Origin of the sequence: Bacillus paralicheniformis (assembly GCF_002993925.1) — a bacterium.
Lineage (GTDB): Bacteria > Bacillota > Bacilli > Bacillales > Bacillaceae > Bacillus > Bacillus paralicheniformis.
The window spans coordinates 507,560-529,637 of record NZ_CP023665.1 but is presented as its reverse complement, the minus strand read 5'-3'; the positions used below and the strand labels follow the sequence as shown (position 1 = coordinate 529,637).

The window sequence follows — 22,078 nt, the reverse complement described above, 5'->3', positions numbered from 1 at the left end:
TCCATTCCACATTTCGATGAGCATCGAAGGTCTTTACCTTTACACTATGTAAAAAAGGAGTGGAACACATGAAACCATTTGCAAAATATAAAGCATTTCTAGACCTCCATCATCAGTCAGGCCCGTTCGTTCTGCCGAATGCCTGGGATGCGGCCAGCGCCAAAGCGTTTCAAAACTGCGGTTTTAAAGCAGTCGGCACAACCAGCGCCGGAATTGCCATGTCCCTCGGCTATCCCGACGGCGAACATCTCCCTTTTGAAACATTGCTTTCCGTCCTGAAAACCATCACGGATGCCGTCGATATTCCCGTCAGCGCAGATCTTGAAGCGGGTTACGGCCAATCACCGGAAGCAGTTGCTGAAAACGCAAAAAAAGCCGCAGCGGCCGGCGTTGTCGGTATGAATATTGAAGACGGAACGAAAGACCCCTGCCGGCCGCTTTGTGATGCAACATTAATGGAAGAAAAAATTGCGGCTGTCAAAAAACTGAACCTTCCTGTTTTGATCAATGCCCGCACGGATGTATACTGGCTCAATGCAGACGCTCCCGGTTCCCGGCTTCAAACAGCCGTCCGGCGGGCAAATCGGTACAGACAAGCAGGCGCGGACTGCATATTTATCCCCGGAGCCAATGATACAGGCACCATTGCCGGGCTGAGAAAAGATATACCCGGACCACTCAACGTACTGGCCGGCTCACACACTCCCTCTTTACAAATTCTTTCCGAACTGGGGATCGAAAGAATCAGCTGCGGATCCGCCCCGTTCAGAGCCGCCCTGTCGCTGGTGAAAAAGATCGGTGAAGACATCATCACCCGCGGCTCCTTCAGTCATATGACGGACGGAGTCCTTTCATACGGCGAAGCTGCCGATTGGATCAGCCTTCACCGTAACCCAAAACAAAATCGTTGACCTAAACAGTTCGGTCTGTTAATATTTCATTTATGAAAACTCATGGGTTTTTTCGTAACCCATGAGTTTTATCATTGCGAAAGAAGGAGCCGGAATGAACGAAAAAAGAGCAGCAGTCTTAAGGGCCGCCAAAAAGCTGTTTGCCCAAAAAGGCTATCATAACGTTGCAATGCAAGCGATCGCTGAAGAATGCAAAATGTCAAAAGCATCTATTTATAAACTGTTTCAATCTAAAGAAGATCTTCTGCTGGCATTGATCAAGTTCAGAAAGCATGAAATGCTGAACAAAAGCGCCATCATCAATACGGAAACCTCGCTGACGCCAAAAGAAAGACTCGCTAAAAAAATCGCTTTGGAGATTACGGAATTCAGGGAAAACCGCCAATTTATCAATTTCCTCTCCAATGAGGGATCGTCTCCGGATACCGCGGTATTTAAAAAGCATCTGAAAGAAACAAAATCGCTGATCATCAGCTGGCATAAAGACTCTATCATTCAAGCGTACGGCGAAGAGGTGGAACCGTTTATATGGGATATCGTCATCATTTTCCACGGTTTGATGAGAGAATTCCTGTTTTTAGTCGGCACTGGAAAAGCACAGCCCGACGTTAAAACGATTCCGCCATTCATTATGTCGGTTCTGGATCTCTTCATAGAGAAAAAGCTGAACGAAGATCAGAAAAGTTCATTAAATGAAGACATTATTGCCTCCTATACGAATTTCTCATCATGCTGGGCACCGCCCAAAAAAGAGGAATTGCTTGAAGACCTTTTGCAAAAACTGAAAAACAAGATTTCCTCGCTGCCACAAGACGACGTTTCCGTGACAGAATTGCTGTCTGCCGCAGATTTGCTGAGCGAGGAGCTTTTCGCCAATGAGCCCCGCACGTATTTAATTAAGGCTCTCCTTGATTACCTTGGAAAAATCGAGGCGCTCCAATGCGATGTTTCACAAATACAAACAATTAGTATCAAAGAATAAGAGGGATTGATATGAACACAGGAACTGAACAACAGACATACAACAGAAATATCATCGTAGGTTTGCTCATTGCAGGGGCGTTTATCGCGATCTTGAACCAAACGCTTCTGGTTACGGCACTGCCGCATATTATGGCAGACTTAAACATAGACGCTACAAAAGCTCAATGGCTGACAACGGCGTTCATGCTGACAAACGGGATTCTCATTCCGATTACCGCCTTTTTAATCGAAAAATTTTCGAGCCGCGCGCTCGTCATCGCCGCGATGAGCATCTTTGTGGCGGGAACGGTCGTCGGCGCAGTTGCGCCTAACTTCCCGGTTCTCCTTGCGGCGCGAATCATCCAGGCCGCGGGTGCGGGAATTATGATGCCGCTCATGCAGACGATCTTTTTAACGATTTTCCCGGTTGAAAAACGCGGGGCTGCAATGGGTATGGTCGGTTTGGTCATCGCATTTGCACCGGCCATCGGACCGACATTGTCAGGCTGGATCGTCGACAGCTTTACATGGAGATACTTATTTTATATTATTCTGCCAATTGCCCTGATTGATCTTGTGCTTGTCATCTTACTGATGAAAAACGTTACGAAATTGAGAGAAACATCAGTGGACATCTTATCTATTATCCTGTCCAGCCTGGGTTTCGGCGGTTTATTGTACGGCTTCAGCAACGCCGGATCAGAAGGCTGGGGAAGCAATACCGTTTTAATTTCCTTTGCAGTCGGTGCGGTCGCTCTGTTCTTCTTTATCTCTAGACAATTAAGAATCAAAAGGCCGATACTCGAGTTTCGCGTTTTCCAATCGTGGACTTTTACGATAACAACGCTCCTCGGTATGATCGTTTTTGCATTAATGATCGGTACTGAAACCATTTTGCCGCTGTATACGCAAAACGTCAGAGACGTGACAGCTTTCGATTCCGGTCTGATGCTTCTGCCGGGCGCGATAGCAATGGGTATCATGTCGCCGATCATCGGCCGGATTTTTGACAAGATCGGTGGAAAAGGTCTTGCGATTATCGGTTTTGCCGTCTTGCTGCTGACGTCGATCCCGTTTGCGGATCTGCAAATGGATACTTCGCTGACATTTATTATCGTCATTTATACGCTGCGGATGATGGGCACTTCCATGATTATGATGCCTCTCACAACCGCTGGCATCAATGCACTTCCGATGCATCTCATCCCGCACGGAACAGCGATGAACAATACGATGCGCCAGATCGGCGGTTCAATCGGCACGGCTGTTTTGATTTCCGTCATGAGCAATTCAGCCAAAAACGCTGCCGCATCTAACCCGTTAAATGCGCTCATTCACGGCATGAATTCCGCCTTTATCGTGGCCGCTGTCTTGGCGCTGATCGGATTTATCCTTTCGTTCACATTGAAAAAGAAGCCGCAGGCCGACAAACAAGGCCAGCCGGCGCGCTGATCCTGACACGCCAGTTCAATCAAACTGGCGTGTTTTTATATGGTTTGATATATTTGATCCCTTGCAGCGTAAGAAGCATGAAGACCTGCTCTGCGTCTCCTTTCATATGAAATGAATATCATTCGAATTCTTCTCCTGAACAGACAAAAAGGCTGCCGGATACACCGGCAGCCTCGCTCTTTTATTTTAATCCATTTTCAACTTCTGTCACCATTTCAGATACGGACTCAAGACCTCCGCCTGACAGGTACCAGTAACCTGGATCAAGATATGTGATATGGCTCTTTTTATAAGCTTTTGTTGATTTTACAATTTCATTTTCAATGACTTCTTTTGCTGTTCCTTTTTCGCCGATGGCAGCGCTTCGGTCGATGACAAACAGGTAATCAGGGTTCTTTTCAGAAATATACTCGGAAGAGACGCTTTGACCGTGAAGGGAAGCCTCGATGTTTTTGTCGACAGGTTCAACGCCGAGCACATCATGGATCAAACCGAATCTTGAGCCGCTTCCATATGCGCTGATTTGTTTATCGCTTGTTAAGACGACCAATCCTTTGCCGCCTTTTTCTTTCGCAAGCTTGTTGGCTTTCTCTACTTTATCATCGATTTTCGCAAGAGCTTCTTTGACAGCATCTTCTTTACCGAAGATTTTTCCAATATTTTCGGTATTTTCTTTAAAACTGTTCATGTAGTTCTTCTGGTCAAGCTCGATGTCGATCGTCGGTGCGATCCTTTTAAACTCGTCATACTGCTCAGACTGTCTGCCTTCGATGATGATCAAATCGGGGTCAAGCTCTGCAATTTTTTCAAAATCAGGCTCTTTTAGTCCGCCGACGCTTTCATATTTACTATCTTTATATTTTTTCAAGTAAGACGGAAGGGTTTGTTTCGGAAGGCCGACAACGCGGTCGCTTAAACCAAGCTTATCAAGCGTGTCAAGCATTCCAAAGTTGAAGACAACGACTTTTTTCGGATTTTTCGGTACATCTGTTGTATCGCTGTTATGTTTAATTGTGACGGTTTCTTTTTTAGAGGAAGATTTTGCATCTGTATCAGCAGCTTTGTTTCCGCAAGCGGCTACGACAAGAACGGTTATCAATGCCATAATCAATAAAGATAGTTTTTTCAATTCAAGTCACCTCATCATTTAAAATATACACAGATTTTTTGGTCTCCGATTTGTTGGATCGGAATGTCCATTTCATAGATGTCTTTCAGCACCGGCGTTTGGATAATGTCTTCGGCCGGCCCTTCTTTTACAATCCGCCCGTTTTTCAGGGCTGCGATTCTGTCTGAATAAACCGAGGCAAAATTAATGTCATGAATGACAATGACGATCGTTTTACCGCGATTTTCGACAAGGTCTTTCAAGAGCTTCATAATCTCTACTGAGTGTTTCATATCGAGATTATTCAATGGTTCATCAAGCAATATATAGTCGGTATCCTGAGCGATGACCATTGCGATAAAAGCACGCTGGCACTGGCCGCCGCTCAACTGATCGAGGTGTTTATGCTCAATCTCTCTCAGCTTCATATAATCAATCGCTTCGTCGACATATGCCCAGTCCTCTTTCGAGAGCCTTCCCTGTGAATAAGGAAATCTGCCGAAACTGACGAGCTCCCTGACAGTCAGCCTGATGTTGATCTGGTTGGACTGCTTTAAAATGCTGATTTTTTTGGCTAAATCATTGCTTTTGTAAGCGCTGATTTCCTTGCCGTCAATCAGCACTTTTCCGGCGTCCATTCCGATCAGCCTGCTGATGATTGACAAAAGCGTGCTTTTCCCCGCTCCGTTCGGTCCGATGAAGGACGTGATCATTCCTTTTTTTATCGTTAAAGTCGTGGGATGAACAACGGTCTGCTCTCCGAATTGTTTCATGATATCTCGTACTTCTATCATCATTTACGCTCCTTCAGCAACAGGTAAATAAAATAAATCCCGCCGATAAAATCAATGATCACAACAAGCGTCACCGTTAAACCAAACAGTTTTTCAACAATGAACTGGCCCCCGACAAGCGCAATGATGCTGAACAAAACCGCTCCGGGAATCAGGACGCTGTGCTTATACGTTTTAAATACTTCCCGCGCCACATTGACGACGAGCAGCCCCAAAAATGTGATCGGCCCTACAAGTGCAGTAGACACGGAGACGAGAACGGCGACGACGATCAGCATTTTCTTCACCGTCCGGTCGTAATCGATTCCGAGGTTGACGGCTTGATCCCTGCCGAGCGAAATGACATCAAAGTACGGATTATACCGCCAAGCGTAAACGAGAATCGCCAGAATGATGAGCGAAGCAAGCATTAAAATGTCCGTGTTCAAATTGTTGAAGCTGGCAAACATCTTGTTTTGAACAACTTGAAACTCGTTCGGATCGATCAGCATTTGCATAAAGGATGACAGGCTTCTGAACAATGTGCCGCATACGATTCCAACTAACAGCAGCAAGAAGATGTGCCTTCCCCCGCGGCGAAACATCAGGAAAAACAACACAAATGAAAAACAGACCATCAAACCGGTTGACAATAAAAAATTGCCGTTTTTACCAAGATCGGCAAGTTTGGCTGCACCGAAAAAGTAAATAATCCCGGTTTGCAGCAGAACATAGAGAGAATCGAGTCCGAGAATGCTCGGCGTCAAAATTCTGTTGTTTGTGATCGTTTGGAAAATCATCGACGAATACGCAATGGCTGTACCGACAACGATGATCGCAAAAACTTTGGCAAACCTCCGCGGAAGCGCATATTCCCATACAGACGGCAATCCGTAGAACAGAAACAAGCCGATGCAGGCTGCCGCTATCACGATGAGTATAAGCATTTTCTGTTTATGACGCATAGGCTTTTCTCCTTAAAAGCAAGTAAAGAAAAACGCCGCTCCCGATGATGCCGACCATCAAACCAACCGAAATTTCGTACGGGTAAATGACGAGACGTCCCGCTATATCGCAAAACAAGACGAAAACGGCTCCGAGAACCGCCGTATGAGGCAGGCTGTTTTTCAAATGATCTCCCCTGTAGATGGACACGATGTTCGGGATGATCAATCCCAAAAAGGGAAGCGTGCCGACCGTCAGGATGACGACGGACGAAATAATAGATACGATGATCAATCCGATATTGACCACCCGCTTATAATTCAATCCAAGATTGATGGAAAAAGACTCCCCCATCCCGGCCAACGTAAATTTATTGGCGAACAGATAGGCAATGATAACGAGCGGTATACTCAGAAATAAGAGCTCATACCTCCCCTTCATGACCAGCGAAAAATTCCCTTCAAACCATGCATTGACGTTTTGAATGATATTGTACTGATAAGCCATGAAAGTGGAGATGGCGCTGACAACACTTCCGAGCATCATACCGACGAGAGGGATGAAGATCGCATCTTTGAACTTGATTCTGTCCAAAATTTTGACGAACAAAAAACTGCCAAACAGTGCAAAAACAAAGGCAAACAGTATTTTAACCACAATTCCTGCAGACGAAAAAAGCACGATCGCAATGATCACACCGAGCCTCGCCCAATCCATCGTTCCAGCAGTGGTCGGTGAAACAAATTTATTGCGCGTCAGCTGCTGCATGATCAGCCCGCAAATGCTCAAGCTCATTCCCGCAAGCACGATGCTAATCAAGCGCGGAATTCTACTTATGTAAAGCGTTTGAATTTCGTCCTCGTTAAAGCGGAAAAGATCAAGAGGCGAAAGCTCCTTAACGCCGATGAATATCGAGCTGATTGAAAGAATGATGAGCATTAGCAATAAGTATCGTAATTTCATGCTGCAGTAGCCTCCTTGCACAACAAAGCAAACCCCTCCGCCGACGTTAATGATTATCATTATCAATAAGGGTCTTCATATATCTTACCATTTTTTCTGACATAGTCAATAAGATTAATAGATACAAAGGTTGAAACCATGCGATTTCCCCATCTTTAGTCCTCCTCAAAAATACATTTGTTCATTCCTGAAAGAAAAACCTTGATTCTTCTTGTAAAAAGCGCAATAATTAAGATTAAATTTATTTCGAAAATTTAAACTTTGGGAGATGTAACAAATGAAAGTCGTTAAATTTGGGGGCAGCTCGCTCGCTTCAGGGGCTCAGCTAGAGAAAGTATTTCAAATTGTCACTTCTGATCCGGAAAGGAAGGCCGTCGTTGTATCAGCACCCGGAAAACGGCACCCCGAGGATACGAAAGTAACGGACCTTTTAATCGAATGCGCCGAACAGTACTTATCATCAAAAAAAGCGCCCGATCTGGTTGAGGCGATTGTCGGACGATATGCCGATATCGCGCTTGAGCTCGGACTTGACGATGTCGTGATCGACCGGATCCGGGCCGACCTGCTTCAGCTGCTCGAAGGTGATAAAACAAATCCGGAACGGTTTATCGATGCGGTCAAAGCAAGCGGCGAAGATAACAATGCCAAATTGGTAGCGGCTTACTTCAGGCACCAGGGAGTTGAAGCGCACTATGTCAGTCCAAAAGACGCCGGGCTGTTTGTGACGAGCGAGCCAGGCAACGCACAAGTCCTGCCCGAGTCGTATGACAATCTGTTTCAGCTGAGACAGCAAAAGGGCATCATCATCTTTCCCGGCTTCTTCGGATTCAGCCGGGAAGGCGAAGTCATGACGTTTTCGCGGAGCGGCTCTGACATTACAGGTTCCATTTTAGCGAATGGATTGAAAGCCGAGTTGTATGAAAACTTCACTGACGTTGACGCCGTTTATTCTGTCAACCCGGCGATCGTATCCAACCCGAAAGAAATCCGCGAGCTGACATACCGGGAAATGAGGGAGTTGTCGTATGCAGGCTTTTCCGTCTTTCATGATGAAGCATTGATCCCTGCTTTCCGGGCGCGCATACCGGTTCAGATCAAAAATACAAACAATCCGGACGCGGAGGGGACAAGAGTTGTCACCACACGCGACAATACGAACGGACCTGTCGTCGGGATCGCCAGCGACAGCGGATTTTGCAGCATTTACATCAGCAAATATTTAATGAACCGCGAAATCGGCTTCGGACGCCGCGTTCTGCAAATCCTTGAAGATGACGGACTGACGTATGAACACATTCCATCCGGCATTGATGATATTACGATCATTTTAAGGCAGGATCAAATGGATCAAGCAGCAGAAAAACGGATAATCAAACGGATCAAGGAAGAACTGGATGCCGATGAAGTGACGATTGAACACAATATTGCCCTGATTATGGTCGTCGGCGAAGCCATGCGCCATAACGTCGGAACGACGGCAAGAGCGTCAAAAGCATTGTCCGATGCGCGCGTCAACATCGAAATGATCAACCAGGGCTCCTCGGAAGTCAGCATGATGTTCGGCGTTAAGGAAGCTCAGGAAAAACAAGCGGTCCGCGCGTTATACCAGGAATTTTTCGCAAAAGTTCTCGTTTAAAAAAACCCCTTTTTTTATGGGGTTTTTTTGCTGTCAGAAAATATACCCTTCCCTAAAATTGCCTGCCTTAAATTCATTCACAAAACCGTTTTGAAAGCCGATATGTAAAGTAAATAAACTGATGGGAGAACACTTATGAATCTGTTGAAAAATATAAAAATCAGAAGCAAACTATTTGTCATCATTATCATTTCAGCGCTGGCTTTGTCGATTGTCGGCATCCAGGGGATAGGCGGACTGAACAAGCTTTCCAAAGGTTCAGAGATCATCTATCAAGATCAATTGGTTCCCAACCAGTTGTTTGCAAATTTAAAAGCGAACAACCTTGATATTGATACGTACAAATTCGAGCTGATGGTGACGAAAGACAACGATCGAAATGAAACATTGCAAAAACACATTAAGGAAAAAAACGAAGAAAACAGCACCTTAATGGAAAAAATCGATCAGCTGAAATTAATGGACAACGTCTCTAAAAAATACGAAAATTTCAAAACCGAATACAAGAAATTGCAAGATATCAGCAGCGAGATGCTCAGCTTGGCGGTGAAGAACGAAAATGATAAAGCATATGACGTCTATCTAAAAAAGATGGAGCCTCAAAGAGAAACGGTCAACCAGCTCATTGAAGACATTCAAACCTTAAATGCTGATAACGCCAAAACAATCTATCAGCAGGATTCTAAAGAAGCCGGTTCAATCATCACGCTTCTCATCATTGTCATTGCTGCAGCGCTTGTTTTATCCATCTCGATCGGCCTCTTAATGACAAGGCTGATCACAAAGCCGATCAAAGACATTCAGGCGCTGTTCGCAGAAACCGAGCAAGGCGATTTTACTGTCAAAGGAACATATCAATCGAAAGATGAATTGGGATTGCTGACATCATCATTTAACAAAATGGTAGCAGGCGTCCGTTCGATCATTGAAACGGTCGGCGAAACGTCGCACCAAGTTGCTTCTTCATCACAAGAGCTGAGCGCCAGTGCGGATGAAAGCACAAAGGCGAGCGAATACATCTCAACAACGATCCAGGAGCTTGCAGTAGGCTCCGATCAGCAGGTGGAAAGCGTTGAAAACAGCAGAACCGTTATTATGGGAATGACCGAGTTTGCCGGAAGAATTTCTTCAAATGCCGAAAAAGCGGCCGCCACCGCTGACCAGACGGCGAAGATGTCGCTTGAAGGCACGAAAGCCATTGATAAAGTGAGCACTCAAATGAAGTCTATTAATGAAACGGTCGTTTCGCTCTCAGAAGCATTTAAACATTTAACAGAGCGTTCCAATGAGATCGGAAATATTACCGAAGTGATTACGAGCATCGCTGAACAAACGAACCTGCTTGCTTTAAACGCGGCCATTGAAGCGGCCCGGGCGGGAGAACAAGGAAAAGGCTTTGCCGTCGTCGCGGATGAAGTCAGGAAATTAGCCGAGCAATCGGGCCGCTCAGCAGAACAGATTACAAGATTGATTACGATCATTCAAAACGATACGAAGCAGACGATGAACTCGGTCATTTCGGCAACCGGCGAAGTCAAAGAAGGACTTGTCGTCGTTCATGAAGCGGGAGGCGCTTTCCAAAAAATCGAAAACTCGATTACGGAGGTCGTCACACAGATCAATGACGTGACAAACTTGGTGAAAAACCTGACAGCCGGCGCAAGCGAAATCGAAACCGCCATTTCCGGCGTCAAAGAAGTAGCCGAAACAGCAGCGGGAGGCACGCAAACGGTTAGTGCGGCAACTCAGGAGCAGCTTGCTTCAATGGAAGAAATTGCCGCCGCATCACAGATCCTCGCGCAAAACGCCGAAGAGCTGCAGCACCTGATCCAGAAATTCAAAATTAAAGATTAACAAAACCCGCCAGACGCTGTCTGGCGGGTTTCTATTCATCATCATCTCTCGCTGTCAGCGGCAGACGGATGATAAATTTTGTTCCTTTGTTTTTCTCACTTTCAATCTCTACCGTACCGTTGTGCAGGGCGACGAGCTGTTTGACGATCGACAGCCCCAGCCCGTATTCTCCGTAAGGGGTGTTCGTCCGTGATAAATCTGCTTTATAAAAACGATCCCAAATGTTTTCAATATCCTTTTCATCAATGCCGATTCCGGTATCCTCTATTTCGATCACCGTCTCCTTATAGTCTTCCCGGCCTCTCAGCCAAACGGTTCCGTTCGTTGTGAATTGAATACTGTTTTTCGTAATATTGACGAGTATCTGGATGAGCCGGTCGTAATCGGCATTGACCATCACATGATCTTCCACATCGAGGATCAGCTGATTCTGTTTCTCCTCAGCCTGAAGCGCCAGCTGCTCTTTAATGATTTCAAACACTTCGATCAGCGGATAATGCAGTTTTTGCAGTGTAATCTGATTGGAACGGATTTTTTCATAATCAAGGTTTTCGTTGACGAGGCGAATCAGCCTTTTTGTCTCCTCCGTAATCAGCTTCATACATTTATCCTGCTGATCTTCGGGTATCGTCTGGCTGTTCATCCCTTCCACTAAACCGCTGATCGTCGTCAGCGGCGTCTTCAGCTCATGTGAGACGTCAGTGATAAACTGCCTTCTTCGCTTTTCAAGCCGGTCGATTTCTTCGCTTGAGCTTTTTAACTTGCGGGCCATAATGTTAAAATCGTCGCCCAAATCACCGATCTCATCCTTATTGCGGTTTTCGATATGGATGTCATAATCTCCGGCGGCGACTTTTTTCGTTGCATCGCGGAGCTTCTGAATGCGGGCGACATGGAATTTGGACGTCAGCCAGCTTAGAAGAATAGCGACTAAGATAACACCCGCCGCCGTAAAGAGCATAAAGCGGTTCATGTCGCTGATCATTTCCTCGGTCCCGCTGATCGGAGCGGTCAGCAGAATGCCTCCCTGAAATTCATTGTTGACGATGTTGGGCAGCGCCACAACCGATACTTCCTCATTAAAACGGTTAAAATCGGTTTTGACGACCACGGCCTTTCCATCTTTAAGCTCTTTCCATTCTTCATCACTGAGCAGCAGCTTTCGCGGCCGCAAATCGGCCGGCGTCATCAAGACCTCTTTCTTTTCATTAAAAAGAAAGAAGCTGATCTTCCTGCTTCGCAAAATTTCCTCAAACGGCTTCATAATGGCCGGTGCGCCTTTTGGCCGCATCTCCATTTCGCCCATGATGCGATAGCCGTATGAAGACAGCTCATCGACTTTGCTTTCGTATGCAAAGTCTTTGACAAAGTGGGAAAACAGCGCCCCGGTAATGAGAAAAGCCATGATTAATATAGTGATGTGACTGGCCAGCAGCTGATAGAGATACTTAATCTTCATCGAACTTGTACCCTACTCCCCATACGGTATAAAGAAACGGCCGCGAGTCGCTGCCAAGCTTTTTTCTCAGCCTTTTAATATGAACATCAACCGTCCGCTCGTCTCCGTAGAATTGATATCCCCAAACCTGCTCAAGCAGCTGCTCCCTTGAGAAAACCTGTTTTGGACTTTGCACCAGGTAATACAATAAATCGAACTCCTTAGGCGTCAAATTTTGAATTTGAACGCCGTCCAAAAACACTTCTCTCGTTTTTTTATTGATTTTAAAATGTTCCGTTTCAAGCGAGTCGCTGTCAGCGGAATCCTGCGGGCCGGCACTTTGATACCTCCGGCTCACCGCTTTGATTCTCGCCACAAGCGCCAAAGGGCTGAACGGCTTTGTCACATAATCATCAGCTCCGAGCTCAAAACCGAGCACCTGGTCTGATTCCGTATCTTTTGCCGTCAGCATAATAATCGGAACCGTGCTCTCTTCCCTGACCTTTTTGCAGATCGTGACCCCGTCCATGGACGGCAGCATGATATCGATGATCAACAAATCCCAATCATCCGATTTAAAACGGTTATATCCTTCAAGTCCGTCATGGACGAACTCTGTTTCAAATCCTTCTTTTGCAAAAAACATTTCTGTCATTGTACATACGCTTAAATTATCCTCAATCATTAATATTTTCATCGTCAATATGCCTCCGCTAGACAAACGTTAGATTCATTTTACACAGGGCTCAGCCATTTCTCAATTCCATTCTGAACATTTAAAGGACTGGCAACAGTTTGGTCATAATTTATTCATAAGTAGCGGCTAAGATGAAATCAAGCATAAGGCAAAAGTCCTGCTGCCGTTTGACTTCGCGGCCATAATAAATGAAATAGATACGGAGGAATCACGCGTTATGAATTTTTTCAAACGAGCCTTTTGGAGCATGAAAGCGAAAAAAGGAAAAACACTTTTACAATTGTTTGTTTTCACGATGATTTGCGTGCTCGTGCTGACAGGAATTACGATCCAGTCGGCGGCCGTGAAATCGAGCGAACTGGCAAGGGAGCAGCTTGGAGGCAGCGTCACGCTCAAAGTTGACAGGGAAAAAATGATGAAAGAACAGCAGGAATCAGGAGAACGGAAAAGGTTTGAATCGACCCCCGTTTCTGTTAAATCAGCCGAGAAGCTTGCGGGCCTTGACCATGTCAAAAGCTATAACTACATCTCCTCTACGTCTGCCTTAGCGGACAATTTCGATCCGATCGAAAGCGGTGACGAGGATTCTTCGGCCTCAAACAGCGAACAGCCGGCCGGACCGGGCGGCAATGAACAGGGCGGCCGGCAAATGATGCAGGCTGACGTATCAATCGAAGGTGTGACAAGCACAGCCCTTGTCGACGAATTTTCCAACGGGACGTCCAAGATCACGGAAGGCCGTGCTTTAACAAAGGATGATGTGAATAAAAAAGTCGCCGTGATTGAAGAAACGCTTGCCGAAGAAAACGCTCTGAAAGTCGGCGATACGATCAAAGTCAAAACGAGCAGCGATGAAGCTACAACAATCAATTTGAAAATCGTCGGAATCTATCAAACGACTTCATCCGGAGACAATCAAGCGCAAAACTTCGCCTTTTTAAACCCTTATAACAAAATCTACACACCATATACGGCGGCATCGGCCTTAAAAGGTGACGATTATAAAAACGCGATTGATGAAGCGGTCTACAATATGGACGACGCCTCCAACATCGACACTTTCATTGCGGCTGCCAAGAAAACAGGCATTGATTTGGATACATTCACATTGGATGCCAATGATCAGTTGTACCAGCAGATGGTCGGCCCGATTGAAAATGTCGCGTCCTTCTCGAAAAATGTCGTCTATCTCGTCACGATCGCTGGAGCGGTGATCCTCGGACTGATCGTCATGATGTCAATCAGGGAGAGAAAATACGAAATGGGCGTTCTGATGGCGATCGGTGAAAAACGCTGGAAACTCATCGGACAGTTTTTGACCGAAATCTTAATGATCGCAGTGCTTGCCATCGGCATCTCAGCATTAACCGGCAGCTTGATTGCCGGGCAAATCGGGAACCAGCTCTTGAGCCAGCAAATCGAACAAACGTCAGCTGGCCAGTCTGCAGGCGGAATGATGGGCCTTGGCGGCGGAGGCTTCTTCGGACAAAGGACCGCCCAAGTCTCGGCCATTGATCAGCTTGACATTCAAGTATCCTTCGGGGACTTGATGGCACTCGGCGGCATCGGCCTTTTAATCGCGCTGTTCGCGACGCTCCTTCCGTCAATATCTGTTTTAAGACTCCATCCGAAAACGATTTTAACAAAACAAGAATAGAAAGAAGTGAAGATCATGGGCACTATTTTAGAATTTCAGAATGTCGGCTATTGGTATAAAAATCAGGATCAGCCTCTTTTCGAAGAGATCAGCATTCAATTCAGCCAAGGGCTTTTGTATACGATTGTCGGGACTTCCGGCTCCGGCAAAACCACCTTTTTATCGCTGGCAGGCGGACTTGATGTACCAAAAGAGGGAGACATCCTGTATAAAGGAGAAAACATTTCAAAAATCGGGCTGACCAGCTTCCGCAATCAATATGTATCGATCGTCTTTCAGTCCTATAACCTGCTCCCGTATATGACGGCTCTCCAAAATATCACGTCGGCCATGGAAATTACCGGATCTCAGGTCAAAAACAAAGAACAATACGCTTTGGAGATGCTCGAAAAAGTCGGCATCGGCGAAAAGCAGGCCAGACAGAAAGTACTGACATTAAGCGGCGGGCAGCAGCAGCGTGTCTCCATCATCAGAGCGTTCTGCTGTGACACGGACTTAATCGTCGCCGATGAACCGACCGGCAACTTGGATGAAAATACATCAAAGGACATCGTCCGGCTCTTCCAAAACCTTGCCCACCAAGAAAACAAATGCGTCATCATGGTCACCCATGACGAACAGATCGCAAAGGTATCCGATGTCAACATCCGGCTTTCAAGAGGCGGCTTTACCGTCAAAAACCGCAGATCAGCAGGATAAGGGGAACGGCATGAGCCGTTCCCCTTCTTTTATGATGAAGCAAAAGCTTCTGCAGCCGCCGCCAAATAATACGAGAGGCCGGTTTGCTGATTTTCAAGCATCCCGCGATGAAAATCATCTTCGATAAAAAAGCGTGTCTGCGTCTGAAAATCGCCGGACGTGATCCCCAAAAACTTGAGGTGCCGTTTAATTGCGGTCTTTACTTGGTCATGGTCGTGTTTGACTCCATCTCTGAGCGCTTCGGCCATTCCATTCATAAAACGGGCCGCCTCTTCAGCTTTTTCATTCATTTCTTCCGCGATGACCGGTTCTCCTCTCAGCAAATCGACATCATACGCCTCCTTCAAATAGCGGTTCTGTTCAGCGAGTGCATCCTCCCATTCCCTGCTGCTTGAAAACCCTTTAAACATGCTTGATTGATCCATTGCTTCTCCTTTCCCGGCCTGCTGAATCGAGAGATCGATCGTAGAAATAAGCTGTTTTATCCTGTCCAAACGGGCAGTAAAAAGACGTTTCTGCTCAGATAAAATCGTCAGTCGATCAGCTTCGCCGTCCAGTATTTGCTTAATTTCCTTGAGCGGAAATTCGAGCTCCCGATAAAACAAGATATGCTGCAGCCGTTCCAGCTCTTTTACCCCGTAAAGGCGGTAGCCGGCATCCGTCACCTCCGCGGGGCATAAAAGGCCGATCTTATGGTAGTGGTATAGCGTTTTGATCGTGATATTCGCCAACCCGGCCACTTCTTTTACCGTATAGAGCATCAAACTTCACCTCGTCTGTCATGTTAAAGGGTGCCCTAAGGGCGGGGTCAATCCATTACACGGTCTTTTTTTTATTTTTTTTCATTTTCGCATAAGCGACCAGGCAAATAAAAGCAGGAAGGATCACCTGCATCGGCAAATGGACATATAAAGGAACAAACTCGATTCCTTCTTTTACATGCTCCGAAATATTGCTGGCAATGGAGACAGATAAAATCAAAATGATAATGCCGATGACATGAACGATTTTGGAGGGTTTTTTAAGCTTGAATAAGACGGTCACGCCTTCGGTTACGGCATACATGAAAATGCTCATCTTAAAAAAACCGCCAATCACCAACACGAGCATGAAAAATACATCAAGCCTGTCCAGAAATTCGGCGACTTGAATCGTCTGGATCGTACTCAGCAATGGGAAGCGCGACCTCATATTGAGGTCGACGCCAAGCACGCTGATGTTCAATGCCACATTAAAAGCCAGGATGATGCCGCTGATGGCGATTCCCAACAGCCCCGCTTTTTTTGCCTGTTTCTTTTCTTTTAAATACGGCAGGATCAATGTAAAGACGATAATTTCTCCAAACGGAAAATACAGCGTTTGCGTGAACACGGCATGGAACATCGGACCGGGTCCATTTCCAAAAATAGGCAAAAGCTCTTTCGGTTTAATCAAGCCTGACGAAACAATTAAGATGAGGCCTATGACAGCGAGCCAAAACATGATGCCAAACAGCAGCTCGCCTGAACGGGCCAGGACCTCGATTCCTTTCCTCACGGTAAAAATACAAACTGCAATCAACAAACCATTCGCGAAGATAATCGGCGTGTTCGGATAAGCCGACGTCAGCAGCATTTCGCCAAAATCGCGCAAAACCCTTGCCGCAATATAACAATAATAAACAATGTAGATAAAAGACAGGCCCCAGCCAACCGGTTTTCCAAAAATACTCATCAGCGTTTCATAGGGAGAGGCGTCGGGATTCACCTGGTAGAAAAAGTGGTGCATCATAAACAAAGCCAGCCCTCCGACTGTTCCGAACAAGATCGCGATCCAGGCGTCCTGTTCGGCAGATTGTCCTGGAAAAATCAGCAGAGAGCTGCTGAGTTCAAACAGAACAATCAGCACGAACAACTGTGCAGCACTGATTTTTGCTTTCTCCATTTAAAGCCCTCCTCTCTCTTTCATTCAAGAACGCCCTTCGTGATGATTCAAAATGTTCGGGTTGTTCCTTAAACCTGTTCTCCGTACATATGCGTTAACCGTAATGTCGACATCTGTATCAGGAAAATACCGATTGCTCCATTCGCCCTCCATCTTTTCCCACACTTTTGGGTGGTTGCGATACACAACGTCACCGAATTGCAGAACATCCGTCTTGTTTCGCTTAACAACGGCAATGGTATTCTGCAATTCATTTTTCAGCTCCTTTGCCACCTTCCTTTCGATGTCGCTTAGCACTTTTGGATCATCCAGGTGAATCGGCACAGTGGTTTCGCCGATGTCCCCTTCCATGTCGACTTCAACCGAAATCGCCGGTTTGCCGTTTTTAAGATGTGATCTGATTTTTGTTTTTTGGCGGATGACATCAAATGTGACGGCGTCTTTTTCGTGATTCAATGTAGTTGTCAAATACGTTCTGCTGATTTTATTGCGCAGCCATAAAACGCCCCGCGCGGTTTTGCCTTCAAGCCAGTTGACGAGCTTGCCCTCTTTAATGACTGCCAGCCCGTCCGCTTCGACTATTGCCTCAGGAGATGTAGACTGCACGTTTTCCATCTTTTCACCCTTCTCCTTGTTTCCGGATACTTTAAAAGAAGTAATAATCGGGTGCTTTGCCTTCGATGTCAAGCACTTGATGACATCCTGCACGCTCGTCTTCATATGTTCTCCCAAATGCTCTTCAGTAAATTGCAGTGTTTTGTTTACTTTATTTGACGGGATCTTATCGATCGGCGTCAGCGTCCGGATGAATGTTTTCGCTTTTTGGCCGCGGGAAATAATAATCGTCGCCGTTGAACGAAAATCGGTGTCCCGGTCAAGAACATCAAGAATTTTAATCAAGCCTTCTTCCTTGGCGAGTTTTTCATCAACAACCACGAGGTTCGTGTGGGAGTAATAAATTTCCCTCGACATTTTCGCCGACGCGTGCCTGCTCATTTCCGTCAGATTATTGCCCGTCACAGAATAGCTTGAAACCGGCGGCCTGTCTCCTCCCTGTCCACCTTGAAGGCCTCCTGTCACATTGATCGGATTGACGATCTGATAGCTTAATTCGTAATCTGTATTTTTACCTTTATCAATACCGATGGCGGTGATCAGCAGCAAATCTGTCAGCTCTCTTTTATCCCAGCATCCTTGAAGAAGAACAATGGCGGCCAGCAGGAGCACAATCTTAAGGCTTCGTTTCATTTGGATCACCATCTTCTTGTTTTGTCTTCATATCGCCTGATTCCGGCGGATTGGGTTTCTGGTATTCTCCTTGACGCACCTTATTGTCATTACCGATCAGTTCAGGCCGCTTCTCATGTGTCCACCAAGGCAAACGAACGATGGAGTCGCCCCAGTTTTTCAGAATAAACGGCGCAAAAGGAGTCATATATGGAACACCGAACGAACGGAGGCTGCATAAATGGACAAACATGATGATCAGTCCAAGAATAATGCCGTAAAAACCCGTCGTCGCCGCGGCTAATATGAAGAAAAACCGAACCAGCCGGGCGGATATCGCCATGGCGAAGGAAGGTGTGGCAAAACTTGAAATCGCTGTGATCGCTACGACGATGACCATCGCCGGCGACACAATCCCCGCCTGAACAGCCGCCTGTCCAATGACGATGGCTCCCACAATCGAAACGGCAGAACCTATCGCTTTCGGAAGCCGGATGCCCGCCTCTCGCAAAATTTCAAACGAAATTTCCATGATCAGCGCTTCCACCACAGCCGGGAACGGCACGATTTCACGCTGCGCGGCAATTACGATCAAAAGCTCCGTCGGGATCATTTCCTGGTGAAACGTCGTCGCACCGACGTAGACGGCAGGTGCAATAAGCGAAATAAAAAAAATCAACACGCGTAAAAAGCGGATGAACGTCGCAATGTCAAAGCGTGAATAGTAATCCTCAACAGATTGAAAAAATTGAATAAAAACGGCAGGGACAAGCAGGACAAACGGTGTACCGTCAACAAAGATGGCGATTCTTCCTTCAAGCAGATTCCCTGCGACCATGTCCGGCCTTTCGGTATGATATATCGTTGGAAAGGTCGTAAACACAGCGTCTTCAATAAACTGTTCAATATACCCCGATTCAAGGATGCTGTCGATCTCAATGCCAGCCATCCTTTTTTTGACTTCTTTCACCGTTTTCGGGTCGCACACCCCGTTGATATACATGATCGCCACATCGGTTTTTGTGACGCTTCCCATCGTCATTTTTTCAACCCAAAGATTCGGGTTTTTAATGATTCGGCGCACCAAAGAAATATTCGTGTCGAGAGATTCGATAAATCCCTCACGTGAACCGCGGAATGCCTGCTGATTTTCAGGCTCCTTGATCGAACGCTTTTCCCCGCCTTTCGTGGTCGTAATAACCGCTGTTTCCGTCCCCTCGGCCAAAATGATCGTATCCCCTGCCATCAACGATTCAAGCATCTTGTCTAATCGCTTTTCTTTTTCGACACCGCCCAGCGCAACGGCATCACCTGCAATCGTCTCAAGAACATCCCGTCCGTACTCCTTTTTCGCTAATTCTTCAGAGCTCATGATCGATTCCAGCAAAAAGTCATGGATGGCTTTCTCATCTGTAATGCCGCCGACATAAACGACGGCCAATTCGATTTTCTCGTCAGCGCCCGTTTTTAATTTGCGGATGACGACATCTGCGCTGTTTCCGGTTATTTCTTTAATCACGCTCAGGTTTTCGGCAAGCAAGGGACGCACAAACCCGGATACTTTTATGGTTTCCGGGTTTTTATCTCCGCTCATAAGAGATTCTTGTTTGTTATCCTTTTGATGACGACCTTTAAAAAAGAATGGCATGGCTGTCAGAATCCCCTTTTCGTTTTTCATATTTTTCCTTGCAAAAGCACATTTATACTATTCCCGGGGGAATAGTGCTTTATGAAAAGAGAAAAAATAACGGGGAACGGAGAGTGGTGAAAAGTTGAAACTGATCGGAATCGGGCTTTTATTATTTGTTTCCTTAGAGACTTTTGCTGTCATGCTTGATGTATTTCAAGGCATGACCTTGCAAAGAGCCGTAATAAACTCCCTGACGTTTGCCATCTTAGAGGTAGGCGAGTGGATCATGATCCTTTTATTTTTGTTTATCATTTTTCTCGAAGCCTCGGCGAACTTCCGCAAGAAGAAAAAAAGGACATAAAAAGCTCCCTATCAAAAGGGAGCTTAAACTTCAATATTTCCATGAACCGTATCTGTCTCGTGGGAATGGATCATACCTTTTACAACCGTATTGCCGATGATCAGCGTTTGCCTGGACGTATTGGTTTGAATTGCCGTCACTCTTGCAGCGGTATTGCTGCGGAGCGTGTTGTCGAGGATCGCCGAGTTCGACGATTGGTCGAGATAAATGAGGATAGCCGGCAAGGTCGGCCTGCCGAGCGTGATCGTATTGCCAATAATCTCGTGGGTTCCGCGTGTGAGATACAGCGTGACAATCAGCGGTGAATCTTCGATGTCGTTTCCGATAATTTTTGTATGCTCATTTGTCGAGCAGTATATTGGAAAGTTTCTGAAGCGGGTGAAGGTGTTTTTCCGAATGACTGCAGAAGCCGTATTTGTGACGGATACGGCATATGACTCCGGCACCGTTTGAAAGCCGGCCGGCGAAATAAAGTTTCCTTCTATCACAGCATTACCTTGCGATATCCAGATGCCTCTGGAGAATTGCTTGATGACGTTATCCTTTATTTGGACGTCATTGCCTGTGCTCCTGACCGCAAGTACGACATTTGCGATCTGATTGCCGGAAAACGTTACATTGTCTGATTGCGTGATGCTGAGAGCGGTGCCGGACCTTTGCTCAGGCACGTCGTTTTCGATATTATTCCCTTCAATGAAGATTTGCGACGCTTGATAAGCAAGAATTCCGGCATTTACAAAATCACGGATTTGATTTCCCGTGGCAAAAACGCTTTTTCCGCGGATATCGATGCCTGTCGTAAAACCCGAAATCAAATTCCCCTTTATAACGGCATCGCTTCTTGCTTCCAAAGCCCCTACACCGAGGCCGTTAATTCCGATGCTCTGTCCGGTGGATTCGGGGTTTTTCTTGATGATATTGTTTGCAATCGTCGTACTCGTCCCGTATCCGTATGAAATGGTACCGTCTGCGATATTGCCTTCGATGATGACAGAAGTGCCGTTAAAATTGGAAATGGCATTGTTGACATTGCCTTTTAACACGTTGTTTCGGATGATGACATTAACGGGTTCTTCATAGACGATGTTTCCTTCACTGTAGCCTTCTATATCAATCCCAAAACGGGGAGCCGTGCCGTTGCCTGTCCCCGCATCTGCAATTTCGCATCCTTCAACAAGAACATTGTCGCACCCTGTGATTGATAAATTATTTCTTCTGGAGCGCCTGATTTCACAATTGGTTACCTTAATACGCTTTGACGGCTTATAGCCGTCTCCTCCGTTGCTGATAATGATTCCGTCTCCTGTAAAATCGGCTATTCTCACATGTTCAATAACGACATTTGACGCCCCTTCGATACAAATTCCGAATCCCCATTCATGGGTCGGTCTCGGCGCCGATGTATATGTGTGTTCATCCCTTTCCCCAATGATGCTGCCTCCGGATATTTTCACATTGGATGTTCCGCCTATATAAAAAGCAGCGTATCCCCATGAGCTGTTCGGTTTTACCTTGATGACGGTCTCCGCGTCCATCAAAATTTCAATATTGCCCGGAACATTTATGCCGGCTCCGCGAAACGGAGCACGCGGGTCGCTGTTTTTCGTCCCGTCAATCAGGTACGTGCCGTTCGGTATCCATACCGTGTTGTATCCCATCGACTTTGTCCACACCAAACATTCGTTGATCGCATTTGTGGAGTCTGTTTTGCCGTCGCCGACAGCACCGAACTTTGTCGCGTCAACCACTGTCATTCTCATTTCCTCAGGTTGCTGCTGCACGCTGTTTTCAGCCTCCTTTTGTAAAACGGTTTCCGATATATATATGCCAATCTAGTA

19 protein-coding genes and 1 pseudogene are annotated in these 22,078 nt (G+C 46.2%); 9 read left to right on the top strand and 11 right to left on the bottom strand.

Translation table 11 applies throughout. The features are described from left to right. Positions 1-68: 68 nt before the first annotated feature. The 3 genes from CP943_RS02725 to CP943_RS02715 all read left to right on the top strand — a co-directional run bounded on the left by CP943_RS02725 (position 69) and on the right by CP943_RS02715 (position 3,326). A complete protein-coding gene (locus CP943_RS02725; protein ID WP_026580549.1) occupies positions 69-911 on the top strand; it encodes an isocitrate lyase/PEP mutase family protein in 843 nt (280 codons plus the stop codon). Between the two features lie 94 nt (positions 912-1,005). Then, positions 1,006-1,893 carry a TetR/AcrR family transcriptional regulator gene (locus CP943_RS02720; RefSeq protein WP_020450175.1) on the top strand — a complete coding sequence of 296 codons (888 nt, stop codon included), beginning with the start codon at positions 1,006-1,008 and terminating at the stop codon, positions 1,891-1,893. 11 nt (positions 1,894-1,904) lie between these two features. Then, a complete protein-coding gene (locus CP943_RS02715) occupies positions 1,905-3,326 on the top strand; it encodes an MDR family MFS transporter (protein WP_101561618.1) in 1,422 nt (473 codons plus the stop codon). Positions 3,327-3,507: 181 nt separating this feature from the next. Here CP943_RS02715 and CP943_RS02710 read toward each other — a convergent pair whose 3' ends face one another. From CP943_RS02710 to CP943_RS02695, 4 genes are read right to left on the bottom strand one after another with little or no spacing between them, the layout of a single operon-like run. Continuing rightward, the gene (locus tag CP943_RS02710; protein ID WP_105980710.1) at positions 3,508-4,455 is read right to left on the bottom strand and encodes a siderophore ABC transporter substrate-binding protein; all 948 of its coding nucleotides are present in this window, start codon (positions 4,453-4,455) and stop codon (positions 3,508-3,510) included. Positions 4,456-4,469: 14 nt separating this feature from the next. Continuing rightward, positions 4,470-5,228, bottom strand: coding sequence for an iron ABC transporter ATP-binding protein (locus CP943_RS02705; RefSeq protein WP_105980709.1), 759 nt, complete (start codon positions 5,226-5,228; stop codon positions 4,470-4,472). Next, positions 5,228-6,172 (bottom strand): iron chelate uptake ABC transporter family permease subunit, encoded by a 945-nt coding sequence (locus CP943_RS02700; RefSeq protein ID WP_020450171.1) that lies wholly within the window; start codon positions 6,170-6,172, stop codon positions 5,228-5,230. Before CP943_RS02700 ends, CP943_RS02705 begins: the two co-directional genes overlap by 1 nt. Then, positions 6,162-7,115, bottom strand: a complete 954-nt coding sequence (locus CP943_RS02695; RefSeq protein WP_026580546.1) for an ABC transporter permease — start codon at positions 7,113-7,115, stop codon at positions 6,162-6,164. Before CP943_RS02695 ends, CP943_RS02700 begins: the two co-directional genes overlap by 11 nt. A 277-nt stretch (positions 7,116-7,392) precedes the next feature. Here CP943_RS02695 and CP943_RS02690 point away from each other — a divergent pair, with 277 nt between their 5' ends. The 3 genes and pseudogenes from CP943_RS02690 to CP943_RS22920 all read left to right on the top strand — a co-directional run bounded on the left by CP943_RS02690 (position 7,393) and on the right by CP943_RS22920 (position 10,608). Then, positions 7,393-8,754 carry an aspartate kinase gene (locus CP943_RS02690; RefSeq protein WP_026580545.1) on the top strand — a complete coding sequence of 454 codons (1,362 nt, stop codon included), beginning with the start codon at positions 7,393-7,395 and terminating at the stop codon, positions 8,752-8,754. A gap of 135 nt (positions 8,755-8,889) precedes the next feature. Next, a pseudogene (locus CP943_RS22925) lies at positions 8,890-9,609 on the top strand (MCP four helix bundle domain-containing protein); the annotation flags it as partial. Positions 9,610-9,654: 45 nt separating this feature from the next. Further along, the gene (locus CP943_RS22920) at positions 9,655-10,608 is read left to right on the top strand and encodes a methyl-accepting chemotaxis protein (RefSeq protein ID WP_376711839.1); all 954 of its coding nucleotides are present in this window, start codon (positions 9,655-9,657) and stop codon (positions 10,606-10,608) included. Positions 10,609-10,639: 31 nt separating this feature from the next. On the opposite strand, the gene CP943_RS02680 is transcribed toward CP943_RS22920, so the two are convergent. Next, positions 10,640-12,067, bottom strand: coding sequence for a sensor histidine kinase (locus tag CP943_RS02680; protein WP_105980708.1), 1,428 nt, complete (start codon positions 12,065-12,067; stop codon positions 10,640-10,642). After that, a complete protein-coding gene (locus tag CP943_RS02675) occupies positions 12,057-12,743 on the bottom strand; it encodes a response regulator transcription factor (RefSeq protein WP_020450166.1) in 687 nt (228 codons plus the stop codon). The genes CP943_RS02680 and CP943_RS02675 overlap by 11 nt, the downstream gene beginning before the upstream one ends. 217 nt (positions 12,744-12,960) lie before the next feature. Here CP943_RS02675 and CP943_RS02670 point away from each other — a divergent pair, with 217 nt between their 5' ends. Both CP943_RS02670 and CP943_RS02665 read left to right on the top strand, forming a co-directional pair. Then, positions 12,961-14,400: an ABC transporter permease gene (locus CP943_RS02670; protein ID WP_105980707.1), complete on the top strand. Its 1,440-nt coding sequence runs from the start codon at positions 12,961-12,963 to the stop codon at positions 14,398-14,400. A 15-nt stretch (positions 14,401-14,415) separates the two neighbouring features. Then, positions 14,416-15,099 carry an ABC transporter ATP-binding protein gene (locus CP943_RS02665; protein ID WP_026580540.1) on the top strand — a complete coding sequence of 228 codons (684 nt, stop codon included), beginning with the start codon at positions 14,416-14,418 and terminating at the stop codon, positions 15,097-15,099. Between the two features lie 29 nt (positions 15,100-15,128). Here CP943_RS02665 and CP943_RS02660 read toward each other — a convergent pair whose 3' ends face one another. Genes CP943_RS02660 through CP943_RS02645 form a run of 4 tightly spaced genes read right to left on the bottom strand, consistent with a single transcriptional unit; the run spans position 15,129 to position 19,897 of the window. Next, positions 15,129-15,860 (bottom strand): MerR family transcriptional regulator, encoded by a 732-nt coding sequence (locus CP943_RS02660; protein ID WP_039073202.1) that lies wholly within the window; start codon positions 15,858-15,860, stop codon positions 15,129-15,131. A gap of 55 nt (positions 15,861-15,915) precedes the next feature. Then, a complete protein-coding gene (locus tag CP943_RS02655; protein WP_101561625.1) occupies positions 15,916-17,022 on the bottom strand; it encodes a GerAB/ArcD/ProY family transporter in 1,107 nt (368 codons plus the stop codon). A 24-nt stretch (positions 17,023-17,046) separates the two neighbouring features. Continuing rightward, positions 17,047-18,270: a Ger(x)C family spore germination protein gene (locus CP943_RS02650; RefSeq protein ID WP_105979298.1), complete on the bottom strand. Its 1,224-nt coding sequence runs from the start codon at positions 18,268-18,270 to the stop codon at positions 17,047-17,049. Next, entirely contained in the window at positions 18,254-19,897 is a 1,644-nt protein-coding gene (locus CP943_RS02645; protein ID WP_026580536.1) for a spore germination protein, read from the bottom strand. Before CP943_RS02645 ends, CP943_RS02650 begins: the two co-directional genes overlap by 17 nt. A gap of 124 nt (positions 19,898-20,021) precedes the next feature. Here CP943_RS02645 and CP943_RS02640 point away from each other — a divergent pair, with 124 nt between their 5' ends. Continuing rightward, on the top strand, positions 20,022-20,240 hold the full coding sequence (locus tag CP943_RS02640; RefSeq protein WP_026580535.1) for a YczF family membrane protein: 219 nt from the start codon (positions 20,022-20,024) through the stop codon (positions 20,238-20,240). Between the two features lie 23 nt (positions 20,241-20,263). Here CP943_RS02640 and CP943_RS02635 read toward each other — a convergent pair whose 3' ends face one another. Beyond that, entirely contained in the window at positions 20,264-22,000 is a 1,737-nt protein-coding gene (locus CP943_RS02635) for a right-handed parallel beta-helix repeat-containing protein (protein ID WP_234026572.1), read from the bottom strand. Between the last annotated feature and the right edge of the window lie 78 nt (positions 22,001-22,078).